General features: G+C 62.2%; 12 protein-coding genes. 3 read left to right on the top strand and 9 right to left on the bottom strand.

Annotation, left to right across the window (positions count from 1 at the left end; all coding sequences use genetic code 11):
- Nucleotides 1-23 precede the first annotated feature (23 nt).
- A complete protein-coding gene (gene urtB, locus OKW39_RS04660; protein ID WP_090804070.1) occupies nt 24-941 on the bottom strand; it encodes an urea ABC transporter permease subunit UrtB in 918 nt (305 codons plus the stop codon).
- A gap of 55 nt (nt 942-996) precedes the next feature.
- Nucleotides 997-2271, bottom strand: coding sequence for an urea ABC transporter substrate-binding protein (urtA, locus tag OKW39_RS04665; protein WP_090804068.1), 1275 nt, complete (start codon nt 2269-2271; stop codon nt 997-999).
- 181 nt (nt 2272-2452) lie between these two features.
- On the opposite strand from urtA, the gene OKW39_RS04670 reads away from it, so the two are divergent.
- Nucleotides 2453-5881 (top strand): hybrid sensor histidine kinase/response regulator, encoded by a 3429-nt coding sequence (locus OKW39_RS04670; RefSeq protein WP_429562173.1) that lies wholly within the window; start codon nt 2453-2455, stop codon nt 5879-5881.
- Nucleotides 5882-5891: 10 nt separating this feature from the next.
- Nucleotides 5892-6851: a response regulator gene (locus OKW39_RS04675; RefSeq protein WP_429336631.1), complete on the top strand. Its 960-nt coding sequence runs from the start codon at nt 5892-5894 to the stop codon at nt 6849-6851.
- Nucleotides 6852-7074: 223 nt separating this feature from the next.
- Here the strand turns inward: OKW39_RS04675 and OKW39_RS04680 are convergent, their stop codons facing one another.
- Nucleotides 7075-7821 carry a response regulator gene (locus tag OKW39_RS04680; RefSeq protein WP_429336224.1) on the bottom strand — a complete coding sequence of 249 codons (747 nt, stop codon included), beginning with the start codon at nt 7819-7821 and terminating at the stop codon, nt 7075-7077.
- A 634-nt stretch (nt 7822-8455) separates the two neighbouring features.
- Here OKW39_RS04680 and OKW39_RS04685 point away from each other — a divergent pair.
- Entirely contained in the window at nt 8456-9202 is a 747-nt protein-coding gene (locus OKW39_RS04685) for a response regulator (protein ID WP_429336223.1), read from the top strand.
- 534 nt (nt 9203-9736) lie between these two features.
- Here OKW39_RS04685 and OKW39_RS04690 read toward each other — a convergent pair.
- The 6 genes from OKW39_RS04690 to OKW39_RS04715 form a co-directional block, all read right to left on the bottom strand.
- Nucleotides 9737-10096, bottom strand: a complete 360-nt coding sequence (locus OKW39_RS04690; protein ID WP_429562174.1) for a hypothetical protein — start codon at nt 10094-10096, stop codon at nt 9737-9739.
- A 10-nt stretch (nt 10097-10106) separates the two neighbouring features.
- A complete protein-coding gene (locus OKW39_RS04695; RefSeq protein ID WP_090804059.1) occupies nt 10107-10553 on the bottom strand; it encodes a glycine zipper domain-containing protein in 447 nt (148 codons plus the stop codon).
- Between the two features lie 119 nt (nt 10554-10672).
- Nucleotides 10673-11134: a MipA/OmpV family protein gene (locus tag OKW39_RS04700; protein ID WP_429563452.1), complete on the bottom strand. Its 462-nt coding sequence runs from the start codon at nt 11132-11134 to the stop codon at nt 10673-10675.
- 421 nt (nt 11135-11555) lie between these two features.
- A complete protein-coding gene (locus OKW39_RS04705) occupies nt 11556-12974 on the bottom strand; it encodes an efflux transporter outer membrane subunit (RefSeq protein WP_429562175.1) in 1419 nt (472 codons plus the stop codon).
- A complete protein-coding gene (locus OKW39_RS04710) occupies nt 12971-16123 on the bottom strand; it encodes an efflux RND transporter permease subunit (protein ID WP_429562176.1) in 3153 nt (1050 codons plus the stop codon). The genes OKW39_RS04705 and OKW39_RS04710 overlap by 4 nt, the downstream gene beginning before the upstream one ends.
- Nucleotides 16120-19194, bottom strand: a complete 3075-nt coding sequence (locus OKW39_RS04715) for an efflux RND transporter permease subunit (RefSeq protein ID WP_429562177.1) — start codon at nt 19192-19194, stop codon at nt 16120-16122. The genes OKW39_RS04710 and OKW39_RS04715 overlap by 4 nt, the downstream gene beginning before the upstream one ends.

Raw genomic sequence — 19194 nt, forward strand, 5'->3', positions numbered from 1 at the left:
GAGCCGTGCACGGCGCCCCGCACTCACACGCGCCGCACCTTCGACGCAAAGAGTCCCTGCGGACGCAGCATCAGGATCACGACGACCGTCAGCAGCGTAAGAACACGTGCAATCGAACCCGACAGGAAAAACTCGCTGATCGACTGCATCTGCGCGATGCCGAACGCCGAGGCCACGGTGCCGAGCAGGCTCGCCGCGCCGCCAAAGGTGACGACAAGAAACGAATCGACGATATAGAGAGAACCGCTGGTGGGTCCGGTCGAGCCGATCGCCGTGAACGCCGCGCCCGCCACCCCCGCAATACCGCAGCCGATCGCGAAGGTCATCCGGTCAGTGCGCCGCGTGTTGATGCCAGCAGCGTTGGCCATGGGCCGGTTGGCAACCGTGGCACGCACGCGCAGGCCCCAGCGCGAGCGGTAGAGCGCGAGCAGCAGTCCACCTGTCATGACCAGCGCGAGTCCCATCACGAACATGCCGCTGACTGGAATATCCAGGCCTGGCGCTGGCTCCCAGGAGCCCATCAGCCAGTCGGGCAGCGCAGGACTCACTTCCTTCGGCCCGAACGTCGAGCGAAACACTTGCTGCATGCCGAGACTCAGACCCCAGGTAGCGAGCAGCGTGTCGAGCGGACGGCGGTATAGATGGCGGATCAATGCCCATTCGGCGAGCCAGCCCGCCGCGAACGCGAGGCCGAACGCCGCGACGATCGCGAAGAAAAAGTACACCGGCGTGAACGCGTGCCAGACGTTCTGCGAGAACCACGAAAACATGTAGACGGTATAAGCGCCGATCGTCATGAATTCACCGTGCGCCATGTTGATCACGCCCATCTGGCCGAAGATCACGGCGAGCCCAAGCCCCATCAGGAGCAGAACGCTGAACAGGCTCAGACCGGCGAAGCCCTGCATCAGCGTGATGTTGAAAATGTCGGTGGCGGACATCGAGCGCTCCTCGCGCGGCGGCGCGTTGCGTCGCCGCGCAGCTGCGGTTGACGGATTACATGTAGCCCTTCGGGAACGGATTCGGCTGGATCGGCTGGTCGGACTGCGCGACGACCTTGAATTGGCCGTCTGCCTGGCCCTGGCCGATCAGCGAGCGGCTCCACAGGTGGTGATTCGCATCGACCTTCGCATAGCCCTGCGGCGCATTGGCCACGTCGATGCCCGCCGACGACGCCACCACCTTGTCCACGTCGAAGCTGCCCGCGCGTTCGCAGGCGGCCTTCCAGATCCATGGGCCGAGATAGGCGGCCTGGGTCACGTCGCCGATCACGGACTTCTGGCCGTAGCGCGCCTTGAACGCAGCGACGAACTTCTTGTTGTTCTCGTTATCGAGTGCCTCGAAGTATTTCATCGACGAATAGAAGCCCGCGAAGTTGTCGCCGCCGATGCCGAGCACTTCGTCCTCGGTTACCGACAGCGTCAGCAGGAACTGCTTCTGCGGAGTGATACCGGCCGCCTTGAGCTGCTTGTAGAACGCAACGTTCGAGCCGCCCACCACGCTCGCGAAAATGCAGTCCGGCCGCGCGAGCTTGATCTTGTTCATCAGCGACGCAAACTCGGTCGTGCCGAGCGGGTAATACTCCTCGCCGACGACCTTCGCGTGCAGATGCTGCTCGATATGACGGCGCGCGATCTTGTTCGACGTACGCGGCCAGATATAGTCGGAACCAATCAGGAAAAACGTCTTGGCCTTCTTCGTGTTCGACGCCCAGTCGAGCGCCCAGAGAATCTGCTGGGTCGCTTCCTGGCCCGTGTAGAACACGTTCTTCGATTGTTCGAGGCCTTCGTAGAAGGTCGGGTAATAGAGCAGCCCGTTGTCCTTCTCGAACACCGGCAGCACTGCCTTGCGCGAGGCCGAGGTCCAACAGCCGAACACAGCGGCGACGTGGTCGTTCTCGAGCAGCTTCTTCGACTTCTCCGCGAAGGTCGGCCAGTCGGAGGCACCATCTTCCTGAATGATCTGGATCTTGCGCCCGAGCACGCCGCCCATTGCGTTGATCTGCTCGATCGCGAGGCGTTCGGCCTGGATCGAACCGGTTTCGGAGATCGCCATCGTGCCGGTCGCCGAATGCAACTGGCCGACTGTCACCGTGGTATCGGTCACCGCGAGTCCGGTGGTGTTTACCTTGGCGGTGGGCGGCGTTTGAGCAAATGAAGTACGTGGCAGCCCCAGCGCCATCAACGGCGCGGCGGCGAGGCCGCCGATCAGTTTCCGGCGCAACGGCGACGGTGTGCGAGCATCATCATCGATTCGATCGTCTGCGGACATCACATTCTCCTTATCGGTCGCCCTGCGCTTCTTGCGAGAGCTGGTTCGAGGTTGGACGCAATGTAGAAAGCCAAATTGGCAACCGGAATACGTCGATTGACGTATTCCCCGCAGTCGCACTGGAATGTAATTTGCATCAGACACCGATCCGATCGTTTCCGCACCAATCCAGATCATCTCCATGCCCCAGAGTCACCCGTCAGTGGGCACGCCCAGTACCCAACGCATCGTCAAGGTGCGGCGCGACTACAATGCGTGGGTCGGCGACGAAACGCTTGAGGATTACGCGTTGCGCTTCACGCCGCGTTCGTTTCGACGCTGGTCGGAACTGCGCGTCGCCAACACGGCAATCGGCGCCGTGTCTTTTCTGGTGCTCGAAGCGATCGGCGGCAGTCTCGTCGTCAACCATGGCTTTACGAACGCGGTCTGGGCGATCGCGGTCGTATCGGTGCTCATCTGGCTCACCAGTCTGCCGATCAGCTTTTACGCCGCGCGCCATGGCGTCGACATGGATCTGCTTACGCGCGGCGCGGGCTTCGGCTATATCGGCTCGACGCTCACGTCGCTGCTCTATGCCGTCTTCACGTTTATTTTCTTCGCCCTCGAAGCGGCCATCATGTCGCTCGCGTTGCAACTCTATTTTCATATCTCGCTGGCGATCGCCTATGTACTGAGCTCGCTCGTCGTGATTCCGATCGTGATGTTCGGCATCACGCTGATCAATCGGCTGCAAAGCTGGACTCAGCCGCTGTGGCTGGTACTGTTCGCGCTGCCCTATGCGGCTGTGCTGTGGCACCATCCGGGTCTGCTGCACGAATGGACGACCTTTGCCGGCTTCGCTGCGCAAGGCCGCGCGTTCAGCGTGATCGCGTTCGGGCAGGCCTCGACCGTGGTGTTTGCATTGATCGTGCAGGTCGGCGAGCAGGTGGATTACTTGCGCTTCCTGCCGCCGCTGACTGCAAAGAACCACACGCGCTGGTGGCTCGCGCTGCTGTCGGCGGGACCCGGCTGGATCGTGCCCGGCGCCCTCAAGATGCTCGGCGGCGCATTCCTCGCCTTCGTCGCGATCCAGTATGAAGTCAGTCCGGCGCAGGCCACGCAGCCCACCCAGATGTACCTCGTCGCCTATCATTTGCTGCTCGATCCGTTTGGGCTCGCGAGCTGGGCGCTGCCCGCGATGACGCTGTTCGTGATCGTTTCGCAGTTGAAGATCAACGTGACGAATGCGTACGCGGGCTCGCTCGCGTGGTCGAATTTTTTTGCCCGTCTGACGCATAGCCATCCGGGGCGGGTGGTGTGGCTCGTGTTCAATGTGATGATCGCGCTGCTGCTCGTGGAAATGGGTGTATTCGAGGCGATCGCCAGGGTGCTGTCGCTCTACGCAAACATCGCGATCGCGTGGATCGGCGCACTGTTCGCCGATCTCGTCATCAACAAGCCGCTTGGGCTTAGCCCGCGTCATATCGAATTCAAACGCGCACACCTGTACGACGTGAATCCCGTCGGCGTAGGCGCGATGCTGATCGCCGCCGCCGCCGCGATGCTCGCGCAGAGCGGCATGTTCGGCTTGCTGGCACAAGCCATGTCGTCGTTCATCGCGTTCGGCGTGGCAGTCGCCTGTGCTCCGGTGCTCGCGATCGTCACGCGCGGACGCTACTACATCGCGCGCGCCGCCCAGCCCACGGGCAACGCCACTTCGCTTCGCTGCGCGATCTGCGAGAACGCGTTCGAACCGGAAGACACAGCCTTCTGCCCTGCCTACGGCGGCACGATCTGCTCGCTGTGCTGTTCGCTCGATTCGCGCTGCCACGATCGCTGCAAGCCGCACGCACGCTTCGCGTCGCAGGCCGATCGCGCGCTACATCGCGTTTTTCCCCGCGTGCGGCTCGGCCCAGCCGCGCTGCGTCTCATGCACTATGCCAGCCTCATGTGCGCGATACTCGCGGTGCTCGCGAGCGTGCTCTATCTGATCTGGTCACAGAGTGTGACCTCGCTCGCCGTCGACGGATCGTCGATCGACAGCGCGATCGGCCACAGTTTTCTGAAGATATTCTTCGCGCTTTCTCTCGTCGGCTGCATAGCGGCGTGGTGGTTCGTGCTGGAGCGCGAAAGCCGCCGCGTCACGCAGGAAGAATCGCAACGGCAAAACGAATTGCTGATGCAGGAAATCGACGCGCACCAGAAAACCGACGCCGCGCTCAAGCGCGCGACGGCCGCCGCCGAATCGGCGAATCAGGCGAAAAGCCGCTACGTGTCCGGTTTGAGCCACGAGTTGCGCACACCGCTGAACAGCATTCTCGGCTATGCACAGTTGCTTTTGCAGGCGAAAGAGGAGTTTTCGCCGACGCGCTACAGCGCCGTGCGAACGATTCACCGCAGCGGCGAACATCTGCTTGCGCTCGTCGATGGGCTGCTCGACGTCGCGCGTATCGAGGCGGGCAAGCTGGAACTGAACATCGCACGCGTGTCACTGGCGGATTTCGTCGCGCACGTCACCTCAATGCTGCGCCCGCAGGCGCTCGAGAAAGCGCTCGCTTTCGACGTGCAGACCGTAGGCCGCCTGCCCGCCACCGTGCGTACCGACCAGAAATGCATGGGTCAGATTTTGACCAACCTGATCGGCAACGCGATTCGCTTCACGTCCACGGGTACTGTGACGCTGCGTGTGAGTCACGTGCTCGACACGTTGAAGTTCGAAGTAGTCGACACCGGCCCCGGAATTCCTCCGGCCGAGATGGAGCGCCTGTTCCTGCCGTTCGAGCGAGGCGAAGCGGCGCATGCGCACGATCACGGCGCGGGACTGGGGCTCACGATCTGCCGGCTTCTCACGCAGGCACTCGGTGGCAGTCTGGAAGTGGACAGCGAGGTCGGGCGCGGCACGCGCTTCATCGTGCGACTGTTCGCGCCAGCAGTGAACAGCGCAGCCGACGCGCGCACTGAACTCGCGGCGATCCGCGGCTATACCGGGCCGAAGCGCGCGATTCTCGTCGTCGACGATCTCGCGGATCAGCGCGGCATCGTCGTGCAACTGCTGACGCCGCTCGGCTTCGACGTCGCCGAGGCGGAGAGCGGCCCCGACGCGTTGCGCTGGCTGGCGACACACAGCGTCGACGTGATCATCATGGACATCTCAATGCCGCTGATGGACGGCTACGAAGCCAGCCGGCTGATCCGCGAAAACCAGTTGTCGAACGCCCCGATCGTGCTGCTTTCGGCTAATGCATTTGCCGACGATCGGGAACGCGCGAGCGCGACCGGATGCGCCGGATATCTCGTGAAGCCGCTCCAGATCAATTTGTTGCTCGACAAGCTCGCGCAGTTACTCGTGCTCGACTGGATCGCATCCGAGCCGTCCACGTCCGCGCAAGCCACGCCGCCCGTCAGGCACGCGTCACTGGACCTCGCGTGGCCGAAAGCGGTGCTCGAGCGGCTGCGCGCACACCTCGAAGTCGGCTACCTGCAAGGCGTGATCGAACAACTCGACTCGGCGCGCGCGACCTGGCCCGCGCTACAGGAGCAGATCGACGTGTTGCGCGCTTTGGCGGAACGCTTTCAGCTAAGGGAGCTTGAGCATGAACTCGACCGACTGTCTCGCGCCGCGGACGTCTGAGGCGCGCGCGATGAACTCCACCGATGCGTCGCCCGAGTGGCTGCGCGAGCGTCCCGTCGTGTTGATTGTCGACGACACGCCGGACAACCTCGCATTTCTCTCCGATACGCTTCAGGCACATGGTTACGCGGTGCTGGTCGCGCTTTCGGGCGAAGATGCGCTCAAGCGCCTCGCACGCGTGACGCCCGACGTCGTGTTGCTCGACGCGATGATGCCTGGCATGGATGGCTTCGAGACCTGCAGCCACCTGAAGCAGGACGTTCGCCACGAACATCTGCCCGTGATCTTCATGACGGCATTGACGGAAAGCGAGCATGTGGTGCGCGCGTTTCGCGTCGGCGGCATCGACTATGTGACGAAACCCGTGCGTCCCGAGGAGGTTTGCGCGCGCATTGGCGCACACGTGCAGCGCTCACGTGCGCAACTCTATGCGCACGCGGCACTGTCGCTCGATGCGCGGGCGGCGCTGATCGTCGGCGCCGATGGCGCGATCCGCTGGCAGAGTCCGCAAGCGGCACGGCAAATTTCTGCCTACCGGGCCAGCCACGCCGATGACCTCGTGCAAGCGGTTGCGCACCCCATGTTGCCGCCGCTGTTGCGCGACTGGTTTGCGGACTGGCTCGGGCGCGGGAGTCCGGCCGGCGCCGTCCTCGAATTCACCGCGGGACACGTGCGGCGTTCTGCGAGCGCAACCTCCGCTCCCGATCCTGGAGAGTGGATCCTCACCCTCAAGGAGACCGATGACACTGTGCACAGCAGCGCACTCGCGGCGCGCTTCAATTTGACGGCGCGCGAGGCCGAAGTGCTGCTCTGGGTCTCTCGCGGCAAGACGAATCGCGATATCGGCGACATTCTCGGCATGGCGCCGCGCACGGTGAACAAGCACCTCGAACATCTGTTCCGTAAGCTGCACGTCGAAACGCGCGCGGCTGGCGCTGCGCTTGCGATCAAGGCGCTGGACAGGGCCTGACATAGCTGAACGGTCGCGCAAGCGATGACGGAAACTACCCTGCCTTGTTGTTTTACCCGAGCAGCCGCGGCACGCTCGACGCTTCGTCGGGAGCCACACGAGTTGCGGGAGTTGCAGCGCAAGAGACCCGATGAACGCTGTAGCCACGGCGTTGCGCGCGGTGTACACGGAAAGCAGAGGAAGCGGCTTGAATGTCACTTTCGAGCGTCCAACAGGTGACGCTTTAGTTTGAGGTTGCAACGAGCATGTAGCCGAGGCCCCACACCGTGCGGATATGTCGGGGCGAGCTTGCCTCTGTCTCAATCACCTGTCGTAAGCGAAGTACTTGCACGTCAACGCTGCGGGCACTCGCCTCATATTGAGACCCACGCGCGCGCTCTATCAGATTTGCGCGGCTTACGGGACGGTTTGGCGTCTCCGCAAGCGCACACAGGAGACGCATTTCAGCTGCGCCGAGTTCGACGATGCCCGCTTCGTCCGACATCAATTCTCTACGCCGAACGTCCAGCCTGAAGGCGCCGAACCGCAAGCATTGCGACTCGCCTGCGAGCAGCATCTCGCCCCGCACGTTTTGCAGGCGCACCTGAAACTGCTGCCGACGTAACATCGCCCGAACCCGCGCTATCAGCTCGCTCGGCAGAAACGGTTTCGCGAGATAGTCGTCGGCGCCAATCTCCAAACCTACGACCTTGTCCGCGGGATCGCCACGCGCTGTTAGCATGAGGATGGGGATTGTCTCTCTCCGAGCACGCAACCGACGGCAGATGGACAGGCCGTCTTCGCCTGGCATCATGATATCGAGAATCAACAGGTCGAACGGGTAGCGCTCGATCAAAACGTCCAACTCAATGCCTGTCTTCACCGCGCGCACCGAGAAACCTTGTGCCGTCAGAAAGCGTTGCAGCATATTGCGGATTTCAACATCATCGTCAAGCACGATGATGCGACCGGTTGGCAGATCATCTGACATGTGATTAAGCAGACACCTCTAATAACGCCTGTCTTTTAGTTCCTGTTTCCGATGCTACGCGGCGAACCGCTTGGCTTTGCTACAGCCGTCACGTGCCTCGGTGGGCGGCGACAATCTCGTCGAAGCGGGCTGCGCCGGGCGGCCTGCCGGCCTGCAGTTGCGCCTGCACTGCTTACCAATCCGCTTGATGTCTGCGGCGATACGTTGCACCTCAGACAGTACCAGTGCGGCATGCAGTTCCGTATGGTTCGACGAACGGAATATACAAGGATTTCCGCACTGGATGTGTTGGAGAGGTATGTCAAAAGATGTCATCGATTGTGCTGGCCACAACACTGACTGGCGAAAGCCCACGACCGCCCGGCGCCACCCTATGTACCGGGCATGCCATCCTGACTGCTCATATTACAGCGGTCGCTCGTGGTCAGCGAGAAAGCGAGCGCACCCGTGCGTTTGCGGACAGAAAAACAGGCCCCGTCGATGACATTTCCTGACATGATTTGCTAACACCTGGCGTTATGAAATTCGCCTACATTTCTTCGATCGATCGTGTGCTGCAGCTTCTGCGATGCGCTCGCATTGCGGTTAGTCGCGGCCCCGGTCATCACTCGTTTGTGAGCGTTATTCTCTTCCTATGTCAGCTCAGATTCTTCTAATCGACGACGACGCCGAATTGTGTGATGCGACTCGCCGCTACCTGGTAAGGTGGGGTTTCGACGTGTCAGTGCTACATGACGCGCGTTCGCTCGAACACCGGCTCAAACACGAACGCCCGGACCTGATAGTGCTCGATCTTATGATGCCGGGCGTCGACGGCTTGACGGCACTACGTAGGTTGCGCGCATCAGGCGACGACATTCCAGTCTTGATGCTCACCGCCCGCGCCAACGAAGAGGACCGCATCGCTGGCCTTGAATTGGGTGCCGATGACTATCTCCGCAAACCGTTTAACCCGCGTGAGCTGGTAGCACGGATTCAGTCAGTGCTGCGGCGCCAGCGCGCCGTCCCCGATGCGGGCATTCCCCAACGACGGCAACCTTACACATTCGGCGCGTTCACGCTGGACTTTCAGTCGCGCACTCTGAATAGCGGAGAGACGTCTCTTACCTTATCTGCCAGTGAGTTTGCGCTGCTGCAGATTTTCGTTAATTCTCCCATGTGCACACTCACCCGCCGGCGTCTGCTCAAGTCACTTCATGGCGCGGAATCCGAGTCCGCCGATCGCGGCATCGACGTTCAGGTCTATCGTCTGCGCCGCATCGTGGAAACTGACCCGTCGACACCACGATTCATCCAGACCGTTCGCGGGTGCGGATACATCTTCGTGCCGGACCTCGAAGAGCATGCTGCCGGCACATCGACTCACCATTCGCATAACTGAGGTCTCTGGTTGCCCTCATGCTGCTGTTGCGCCTTTCGCGGAATATGCGCTTATTGCTTCGAGCGCGACCAGTCGCCAAACTACTATACGGTAGCAGCGGCCAAGTGGTGACCACCGCGAACGCCATGGCAAGGGTAATCGAAGATAAGTCGAGCGCCGGCTCACTGACTCACTCAGATAGACGATTTTTGAGCGGCCGTTATATCCTGGTCGCTATCCGTGAACTGGACGCAGTTGCGCATCGTCCCTGCGGCGAGCTTCGGACAGGATGCAAAGCGGCCGCTATGCATCCCGCCCGCCCCCGGGGCGGACACGAATAGACTCAGGTCAATAGTACGCGGGAGCGACGATCAGTGGCGGTCGAGGGACTACAACCAGTGGCCGGGCCATTATTGGACGACCCACCGGAACGACTACACAGCCGCTCCGGAGCGCGCAGCAGCCCCATCTTTCGACGTGATGAGGCGACCCGATGGGACATATTCAATACACGGTTAAACCACCCGAGGGTATTGAAGCTTGCCTTGCAAGCGCTTACTGCCGATGCTGCGCAGCGAACTGCTCGATCTGCTCAAGCGTCACGTACCCTTGATGCGTAGTATCGATCTCATCGAAATGGGCTGCGACGCGCGGCATACCTGCCTCCGCCTGTTCTTTCGTGAGCTTGCCGTCATGAGTTGCATTCGCGGCAGTAAAGCGCGCTTCCAACATCTGCTGCATGCTGCTCTGCGCGAACGCGGACGACACGGCGAACGTTGCAGCCAGAATAATGAATAAACGTTTCATCAAAGACTCCGTTAAGAAATGAATGGCGTGCACGGAATAGCCAGGGGACAAAGCTCCACCGAAGATTTCCAGCCGGCAGAATTCCAGGTCAAGCCATGCCACGACCATATGAGCGAAATCAGTACGGTGCGTAGTAGTAAGGTGGGGGGGCGCCATAGATTACGGCGCGGGGCGGCACGGGGCGTACAGGCACGACGATCGCTGCCGGACGAGGTGTTTCGATCGTATCTCCCTTTGCCGTGATGCATTGCGCGTACGCGTTGTCGTATTGCTGCTGCAACGACGCTTCGGTCTGATTGTGCTGCGCCGAGCCCGTCATGCTGCCGAGCAGCAGTCCGGCACCCGCACCGATTGCGGCGCCGGCACCGGCGTTGCCTGCCCCGGCGCCGATCAGAGCCCCGGCCGCAGCGCCTCCAGCTGTGCCGACGGCGGTAGCAGCAAGTCCGGAGGTTGCCGCCTGATGCGAGACCGCCGCCGGATTCACGACCTGCGTCGCGTAGGTGCGGCAGCTATAGTCGTCCTGCTGGAACTGGTTGAGGGTCTTGCCGTTCGCTGGGACCGCCATGACGGTAGGCGCACTCGGCGGCGTAACCGCACACCCCGCCATGCCCAACCCAACAGCGAGGCTGACAAGCAGTGGCGCGATACGAGTCGATGTCAGATTCTGGTTCATTGATAGTGCTCTCAAGATGATGCGGCGCGAAGTAAGCGCTCAGAAGTGGTAAGCAGCGCCCACCGATCCAAATAGTGCCAGCGCGCGAACGCACCGAAGTCGAAGGACGTTGCGATATCTCCGATGCCGTTGAGCACCGCCGCATAGTCCTGGTTGCGGCCCAGCTGAACGCCGATCAGCGGGCCCACCGCAACACTCGGCCCCAACGGGTAGGCGACGCCGCCCGTGAGCCCCTGCACGAAGATTGCCCCGTTCAACAGCGACAGCATGGGCAACGGCAGCACACGATGGGACTTGCTGCCTTCATAGTTGGGCAATGCGGTCACGTTGATGTTCACGCTATTGCCCGGCGACGACTGCGCCAACGCTGGTGAGTAAGGCAGGCACTCAGTGGCGATGACGGCGAGCGCGCCCAGCCACCGTCGTGTGCGGCCTCGCTTGAGAACCGCGGCGACAAAGCGATAGTCATGCATGTTCAAGCCCATCTATCGATGGTTGCCCGGAGAACCGCAACGCCCACGCTGATATCAATCGCCAGGGACCCCGCAGGCGCCTTGCCAACAGCCATAGAAATTGCCGCACTGGCAGCAGACACGAGAACAATTTTAAATTTCACTGCACACTCTCCATGTGATGGATTCGCCCCACTGGCGAACCCCGCATGACACAGCCGCCAATGTAGAGAACCTCTGCGCTACATGTTGTTGGAAATGTGTTCCATGTCATGTCAAGCCACGTCGCGGGGAAGCGATACCGCACGAGTGGACATAACAGGGCCTTGCACGCAGTTCGAGACACGGACTTTGAAAAACGGTCGTGGGCGCTACCGGACTCTGGACCGCGCAGATCGGCGGACGACGTCACAACGGCGCGCCCGCCATCATGGGATCGAGCCTAACTCTTCGACGACATCCAGCCGCCGCCGAGGTTTTTCACCAGCCCAACGCCGCTTTTCACCAGTGCCCCCTGCGTGTCGTTCAGGTTCTGTCTGGCCGTCAGTAGCGTCACTTGCTGAGTCAAATCGGACTGCTCGCTCGCGGTTCCGGCCGTCAGTTGCGCGGCGACGCTCTCCAGCAACTGCCGGTTGCGCTGGTAAATGTCGGCAAACGCGTGCTCCTGCTGGCGCAGATGGTTCAGCGACGACAGGCTGTCTTCCACGTTCTGGAACGCCGTGAGCACGGCTTCGCGGTAAGATGCGACGTCTTCGTCATAGGTCGCCTGCGCCTTGTGCACGGCGGCCACGCGGGCACCACCGTCAAACAGCGTGGCGGCAAGTGAGGGACCGAGCGACCACATCCGGGTCGGCAATGAGAACAGCGTCGCGAAGGTGTTGTGTTGCACGAGACCCTGTGCCCGTAGATCGAGGTCGGGAAAGAATGCGGCCTTCTCTACCCCAATAAGCGCGTTCGCAGCAGCAGCGGTGCGTTCCGCGCTGACCACGTCAGGCCGTCTTTCCAGCAACGCAGACGGCAGCACGGATGGCACCTCGGGCTCGCGAAACACATAATCGAGCCGCGGTGCAATCGACAACGAAGCCGGCGGCACACCCGTGAGCGCCGCTATTGCGTGCTCGTCCTGCTCGCGCGAGGTCTGTGAAATTTGCAGGTTCGCGACAACCGCCTCCTGCGTGTCCTGCGCATACAGCAGATCGACTTGCGACGCGGTCCCCTGTGCCAGCGCTGCGCGCGTGATCGCGAGAATCCGCCCGTTGACCGCCTCCTGCTGCCGCAACAGGTCGATGTCGATATCAAGCTGGCGGATGTCGAAATAGTCGGTCGCCAGCGTCGCGGCAATCGACAAGCGCTCGCCGGCAAGCGTCGCATCCGCGCTCTGCGCGTTCGCCTTGCCCGACTCGATCTGCCGGCGCACGCCGCCCCACAGATCGACTTCCCAACTCGCGTAGGCCTTCGCGTATTCCGCCGTCGTGCTCGAGCTGTGCGAGGCCGACGCGTCGACACCGAGCGTCGGAAACAAGCTCGCCCGGTCTGCAGCGACGGTGGCCTGCGCGAGCCGATAGGCGGCCGCCGCGCCTGCAATCGACTGATTCGACTGCAGCGCTGCGTCGACGAGCCGGGACAGCTCGGGATCGTCGTACGCGTCCCACCACCGGGTTGAGAGCGAAGCCTGCGGATTGGGCGCCGCAAGTCGCCACTGTGTGCCCGCTTCCTTGAACTGCGTTGGAATCGCTACGGCCGGCTGGTGATAGTCCGGGCCGACCGCGCAGCCCGAAAGCCAAAGCGTGGCGCCGAGTGCACAGACGCAGCAGCGCATGCCGACCGACACGGCCGACAGGTATCCGATGGGCGATGTCATGCGTGTTTCCTTCGGCGCCGCAACCGCTGCGAAGCCCGATCGAGCCAGAGATAGATGACAGGGGTGGTATAGAGCGTGATGACCTGGCTGAACACCAGACCGCCGATGATCGAGATACCGAGCGGCTTGCGGAATTCGGATCCGTAGCCTGACCCCAGCACGAGCGGCAGCGCGCCGAAAATTGCGGCGACCGTCGTCATCATGATCGGACGGAAGCGGATCAGGCCCGCGCGCACGATCGCCTCCTCCGGCGGCAGTGCATGCTGACGCCCTTCGGCAATCGCGAAGTCGATCATCATGATCGCGTTCTTCTTCACGATGCCGATCAGCATCAGCACGCCGATCAACGCGATGATCGACAGCTCCGTGTGAGTGAGCAGCAGCGCGATCAAAGCGCCGACGCCCGCAGAAGGCAGCGTCGAGAGAATCGTCAAAGGATGAACCAGATTCTCGTACAGCATGCCGAGCACGACGTACACCGACAACAGCGCGGCGAGGATCAGCAGCGGCTCGCTCGCCATCGACTCACGAAACGCTGCTGCCGTGCCCGCGAACGCGCCGGAGATACTCGCCGGCATTCTGAGCGCAGCGACGGCCTGACTGATCTGCTGCGTCACGGGTCCGATCGATGCACCGGGGCGCAGATTGAACGATACGGTAATGGCGGGGAACGTAGCCTGGTGATTGATCGAAATGGCGCTGGGGCCGGTCGAGAACCGGGCCATCGCGGCGAGCGGCACCAGCGCTGAACCGTTCGCCTGGGCCGCGGCCGACGGCGTAGCGGCGCTTGCGCCGGTTGCCCCCCCGGCGGCGGTCGTCGACGCGCCGCTCGTGGCGAGCGTCGGGCTCGCCGGAACATGGATGTCCTTCAGTACCGAAGGACTTGTCCAGTACTCGGGTGCCACCTCCATCACGACGTGATATTGATTCGCGCTCCCGTAGATGGCCGAGACCTGCCGTTCGCCGAACGCGTCATAAAGCGCCTCGTCGATATCTTTGAAGCTCACGCCCATTCGCGCGGCGCAGTCGCGGTCGACGTCGATGCCGACCTGCATGCTCTTGTCCTGCTGGTCGGTGTTGATGTCGGCCAGCGCCGGCATCTTATGCATCTGCGCGACCAACTTCGGCACCCATTGATCGAGTGTCGCCTGGTCGTCCGCAGTAAGGGTGTACTGGTACTGCGCGGCGCTCTGTCGGCCACCGGCCGCGAGGTCCTGCAACGACTGCAGATAGAGCTGTGTCCCCGGCATATCGGCAAGCCGTCGGCGCACCTGAGCGATCACCTGATCGGCCGTCGCGCGACGCTCACCCAGGGGCTTGAGCGTGACGAACAGCAGTGCGTTGTCGAGCGCGTTCGCTCCCCCCACGAAGCCACCCACGAACGCGACGTTCGGATTCTCCTGCACCGCCTTGTTGACCATCTGGAACTGATGCTGCATCTCGTGCCAGGAGATGCTTTGCGACGCCTGCAGCGTGCCAAGCAGCAGCCCCGTGTCTTCCTCCGGGAAGAAGCCTTTCGGAACCACGGTGAACAGCCAGAGGTTCAGCACGAACACCAGCACCGTCACGCCACCCATCAATAGCGGATGCCGGATGACCCAGCGCAACGACGTGCCGTACAGGCGAGAAAATCCGCTCTCGTGATGCTCGTCGCCGTTCCCGGCTTGCGGTCCTGCGCGCAGGAAAATGCTCGTCAGCATCGGCGTGACCGTGAGCGAAATCAGCATCGACATCACGATCGCAACGGAAAGCGACACCGAGAACTCACGCAGCAGCCGGCCCATCAGGCCACCCATGAACAGCAGCGGGACGAATACCGCGATCAGCGAAACGCTGATCGAAAACACCGTGAAGCCCACTTCCTGCGCCCCTGCGAGTGCCGCCTCGATGGGCCTCTTGCCGCGCGCCAGATGCCGCATGATGTTTTCGACGACGACGATTGCATCGTCGACCACGAAACCGGTCGAAATGGTCAAGGCCATCAGCGAGAGGTTGTTCAAGCTGTAGCCAAGGACGTACATGACCCCGAACGTACCCAGCAGCGACAGCGGTACGACGATCGCCGGAATGAGCGTCGCGCGCCAGCTGCGGAAGAACGCGAACGTGACGGCCGTCACGAGCACGATGGATACAAGCAGCGTCATTTCGACGTCGAGCAGCGAGCCACGGATCGTCTTCGTGCGGTCCACCGAAATCGCCAGCTTGATGGACGACGGGATCGCCGCTTCGAGCGCCGGGAGTTCGGCCTTCACGTTGTCGACGGCGTCGATCACGTTCGCGCCCGGTTCCTTATAGAGGACCAGCAACACGGCCGGCTTGCCGTTCGACAGGCCGTAGTTCTCAAGCTGCTCGACATCCTGACGTACATAGCCGAGGTCCGACACACGCACGATGTTGCCGTTGTTCTGCCTGACGATCAGCCGTCCGTAGTCGGCGGGCGAATACAGCATGTCGTTCGCGCCGATCGAATAGTTCTGCCCGCTCGCCGACATCGATCCCTTGGGCAAATCGACATTCGCATTCCCGATCGTGCTGCGGATTTGCTCCAGACTGATGCCGTAGTGGCTCACCCGATCTGGATTCAGTTCAACCCGCACCGCCGGCAGCGCGGCGCCGCCCACCACCACGTTGCCCACGCCGGTTGTCTGCATCAGCTTCTGTTGCAGCACCGTCGACGCGGCGTCGTAAAGCTGGGCTGGCGTGGCCGTGTCGGAGGTCAGACTGATCACGAGGATGGGCGAATCCGCGGGATTGACCTTGCGATACGTCGGGCTGCCGTCCATGTTGGGCGACAGGTTGGTTTTCGCCGCGTTGATCGCGGCCTGCACGTCGCGTGCCGCGCCGTCGATATTCCGGCTCAGGTCGAACTGCAACGTGATCTGCGTTTGCCCGCGCGAGCTGACCGACGTCATCTGGGCCAGGCCCGCAATGTGGCCGAACTGCCGCTCGAGCGGCGTCGTGACCGAGGTGGCCACCGTCGTCGGATCGGCGCCGGGCAGTTGCCCCTGCACCAGGATCGTAGGAAAGTCGATTTCGGGCAGCGGCGCAACCGGCAGCAGCCTGAATGCCAGGATACCGAACAACGCAAGGGCGACCGCCAGCAACGTCGTCGCGATGGGCCGCCTGACGAATGGGCCAGACAGGTTCATTGCACATACTCCGTTACGATCGGCTCGTCCGCGGCAAAGCGTCTTTCCAGACGATGCATCGCCAGATAGATCACCGGCGTCGAGAACAAGGTCAGCAACTGGCTGACGCACAGGCCGCCGATAATCGCGATGCCAAGTGGATGCCTCAACTCGGAGCCCATGCCGGAGCCGAACGCGAGCGGCAGTGCGCCGAACAGCGACGCCATCGTCGTCATCAGGATGGGACGGAAGCGCTGTTCAGCCGCACGCCGGATCGCAGCGTGTGCGGACAGGCCGTGGTTGCGCTGCCCGTCCAGCGCGAAGTCGATCATCATGATCGCGTTTTTCATCACGATGCCGATCAGCAGCACGATTCCGATCAGGCCCATGATGTCGAACTGGGTTCCGGTCATCAGCAGCGCCAGCAGCGCGCCAAGCGCCGCCGAGGGGAGCGTGGACAGGATCGTGACGGGATGAATGAAGCTCTCGTACAGGATGCCGAGCATCAGATAGACCACGATCACGGCAGCGGCGACCAGGTACCCTTCGCTCGCCAGCGACGACTGAAAGGTCGCGGCCGATCCTTCCAGCGACACCTGGACGGACTGCGGCAACCCTATCTGCTCCTTGACCCGCTCAAGACGGGCGATCGCCGTGCCGAGGCTGTATCCGGGAGCGAGATTGAACGACACGTCCGCATACGGGAACTGGCCCTTGCGATCAATCCGCAACGGCACCGGCATCACCTTCATCGTCGCCATCGACGCGAGCGGCGCGAGGCTGCCCGACGACGTATCGACATAGAGTCCTGAAAGCAGATGCGCAAGGTCGTCGGCGTTGTTTCTCGCGACCAGCACCACGTGATACTGGTTCAGCTGCGTGTAGATCGTCGACACCTGGCGCTGACCAAACGCGTCGTACAGCACATCGTCGATCGCCTGCGGCGTGATGCCAAGGCGCGACGCGGTATCGCGGTCGAACGTGAGTTGCACCTGATTGCCTGACTGCATCGCCTCGCTCTGCACGTCGGCAAACGCCAGATCGCCGCGCAACGCGCCAACCAGCTCGCCAGTCCAGCGAGTGAGCAGCGCCGGATCGGTCGACTGCACGCCGAGCCGGTAGCTCGTCGTCGAGACGGTGTCGTCGAGCGTCAGATCCTGCACCGGATGCAGAAACAGGCGCACGCCCGCGAGGCCTGCGGTGTCATCGGTCAGTCGGCGAATCACCTCGTCGATGCGCGCTCGCTCGCCCTTGTCCTTCAGATTGATCAACAGGGTGCCCTGATTGATCGTCGGTCTCGTCTGGTCGATGCCGACGAACGACGAGAGACTTGCGACTGCCGGATCGCGTGCGATCCGGTCGACGACCTGCTGCTGTTGGCCGATCATGCGCTGGAACGAAATGGTCGGCGCGGCCTGCACGACACCTTCGATCAGACCTGTGTCCTGCTCGGGAAAGAAGCCCTTCGGCATCAGCATCAGCACGACGAACGTCAGCGTGGCCGTCAACACCACCGATGCGATCGTCAGGCGCCGATGCGACAACACCCAGTCGAGACCGCGTATGTACCTGCTGTTGAGCCGGTCGAAAAAATCGACCCGATGCGAGTGTGGCTGCGCTTTTAACATGCGCGAGCACATCATCGGCGTAAGCGTCAGCGACACCAACGCCGACAGGACGATCGCGACCGACAGCGTCAGCGCGAACTCGCGGAACAGGCGCCCGACCACGTCGCCCATGAACAGCAACGGGATCATCACCGCAATCAGCGACACGGACAACGAGACGATCGTAAAGCCGATCTCCTTCGCACCCTTGATCGCGGCCCTCAGGGGCGTTTCCCCAGCCTCGATGTAGCGCGTAATGTTCTCGATCATTACGATCGCGTCGTCGACGACAAAGCCTGTCGCGACAGTCAGCGACATCAACGTGAGGTTATTCAGCGAAAAGCCGAGCCCGTACGCGACCGCGAGCGTGCCAACGAGCGAAAGCGGCACGGTGACAGCGGGAATCACGGTAGCGGGCACATTGCGCAGGAATACGAAGATCACCATCACGACGAGCGCCACGGCGATTGCCAGCTCCGTTTCGACGTCGGCAACCGACGCGCGGATCGTCTTCGTGCGATCCGTCAGCACGGCGACCTTCACCGATGCGGGCAAGCTCGCCCGCAGTTGCGGCAACAGCTTCTGCACGCTATCGACCACATCGATCACGTTGGCGCCCGGCTGCCGCTGGATGTTCAGCACGATAGACGGCGTGCTGTTGGTCCACGCCGCCTGTTGCAAATTCTCGGCGCTGTCGATCGACCTGGCGATCTGCGCCAGCCGAACCGGTGCGCCTTGCCGGTACGCGATGATCAGGTCGCGATAGTCCGCCGCCGATTGCAGCTGGTCGTTCGCGCCGATCGAATACGACTGGTATTTTCCGTCGAGACTGCCCTTCGCCTGGTCAACGTTGGCACTGCCGAGCGCGGTACGCACGTCGTCGATCGACATGCCGAGTGCGTTGAGCGCGCCGGTATCGGTCTGCACCCGCACGGCCGGCCGCTGACCGCCGCTGATCGTGACGAGGCCCACGCCTGAAATCTGCGAGATCTTCTGCGCAAGCCGGGTATCGGCCAGGTCCTCGATCTTCGTCAGCGGCAGCACGTCGGATGTCAGCGACAGCGTGAGCACCGGGGGGTCGGCAGGGTTGACCTTGCTGTAGACAGGCGGATACGGCAGATTAGCCGGCAGAAAGCTCGACGACGCATTGATCGCGGCCTGCACTTCCTGCTCGGCGACGTCGAGCGAGAACGACAGATCGAACTGCAACGTGATCACCGATGTGCCGTTCGAACTCGTCGAGTTCATCGCCTTCAGCCCCGACATCTGGCCGAGCTGTCTTTCGAGCGGCGAGGTGATGGACGAACTGACCACATCCGGGCTTGCGCCGGGATACTGCGTGTAGACCTGGATCGTCGGATAGTCGATTTCCGGTAGCGCCGAAACAGGCAGCAGGATGTATCCCAGCACCCCGGCCAGAAACAACGCGATCATCAACAGCGCGGTCGCAATGGGTCGCTCGATAAAGATTCGTGAAGCGTTCAT

Origin of the sequence: Paraburkholderia sp. MM6662-R1 (assembly GCF_050436245.1) — a bacterium.
GTDB classification, from domain to species: Bacteria; Pseudomonadota; Gammaproteobacteria; order Burkholderiales; family Burkholderiaceae; genus Paraburkholderia; species Paraburkholderia tuberum.

What these genes read in the sequence shown, in the direction of transcription:
- urtB (WP_090804070.1), bottom strand. Translation starts at nt 941, where the DNA reads ATGTCCGCCACCGACATTTTCAACATCACGCTGATGCAGGGCTTCGCC.
- urtA (WP_090804068.1), bottom strand. Translation starts at nt 2,271, where the DNA reads ATGTCCGCAGACGATCGAATCGATGATGATGCTCGCACACCGTCGCCG.
- OKW39_RS04670 (WP_429562173.1), top strand. Translation starts at nt 2,453, where the DNA reads ATGCCCCAGAGTCACCCGTCAGTGGGCACGCCCAGTACCCAACGCATC.
- OKW39_RS04675 (WP_429336631.1), top strand. Translation starts at nt 5,892, where the DNA reads ATGAACTCCACCGATGCGTCGCCCGAGTGGCTGCGCGAGCGTCCCGTC.
- OKW39_RS04680 (WP_429336224.1), bottom strand. Translation starts at nt 7,821, where the DNA reads ATGTCAGATGATCTGCCAACCGGTCGCATCATCGTGCTTGACGATGAT.
- OKW39_RS04685 (WP_429336223.1), top strand. Translation starts at nt 8,456, where the DNA reads ATGTCAGCTCAGATTCTTCTAATCGACGACGACGCCGAATTGTGTGAT.
- OKW39_RS04690 (WP_429562174.1), bottom strand. Translation starts at nt 10,096, where the DNA reads ATGGTCGTGGCATGGCTTGACCTGGAATTCTGCCGGCTGGAAATCTTC.
- OKW39_RS04695 (WP_090804059.1), bottom strand. Translation starts at nt 10,553, where the DNA reads ATGGCGGTCCCAGCGAACGGCAAGACCCTCAACCAGTTCCAGCAGGAC.
- OKW39_RS04700 (WP_429563452.1), bottom strand. Translation starts at nt 11,134, where the DNA reads ATGCATGACTATCGCTTTGTCGCCGCGGTTCTCAAGCGAGGCCGCACA.
- OKW39_RS04705 (WP_429562175.1), bottom strand. Translation starts at nt 12,974, where the DNA reads ATGACATCGCCCATCGGATACCTGTCGGCCGTGTCGGTCGGCATGCGC.
- OKW39_RS04710 (WP_429562176.1), bottom strand. Translation starts at nt 16,123, where the DNA reads ATGAACCTGTCTGGCCCATTCGTCAGGCGGCCCATCGCGACGACGTTG.
- OKW39_RS04715 (WP_429562177.1), bottom strand. Translation starts at nt 19,194, where the DNA reads ATGAACGCTTCACGAATCTTTATCGAGCGACCCATTGCGACCGCGCTG.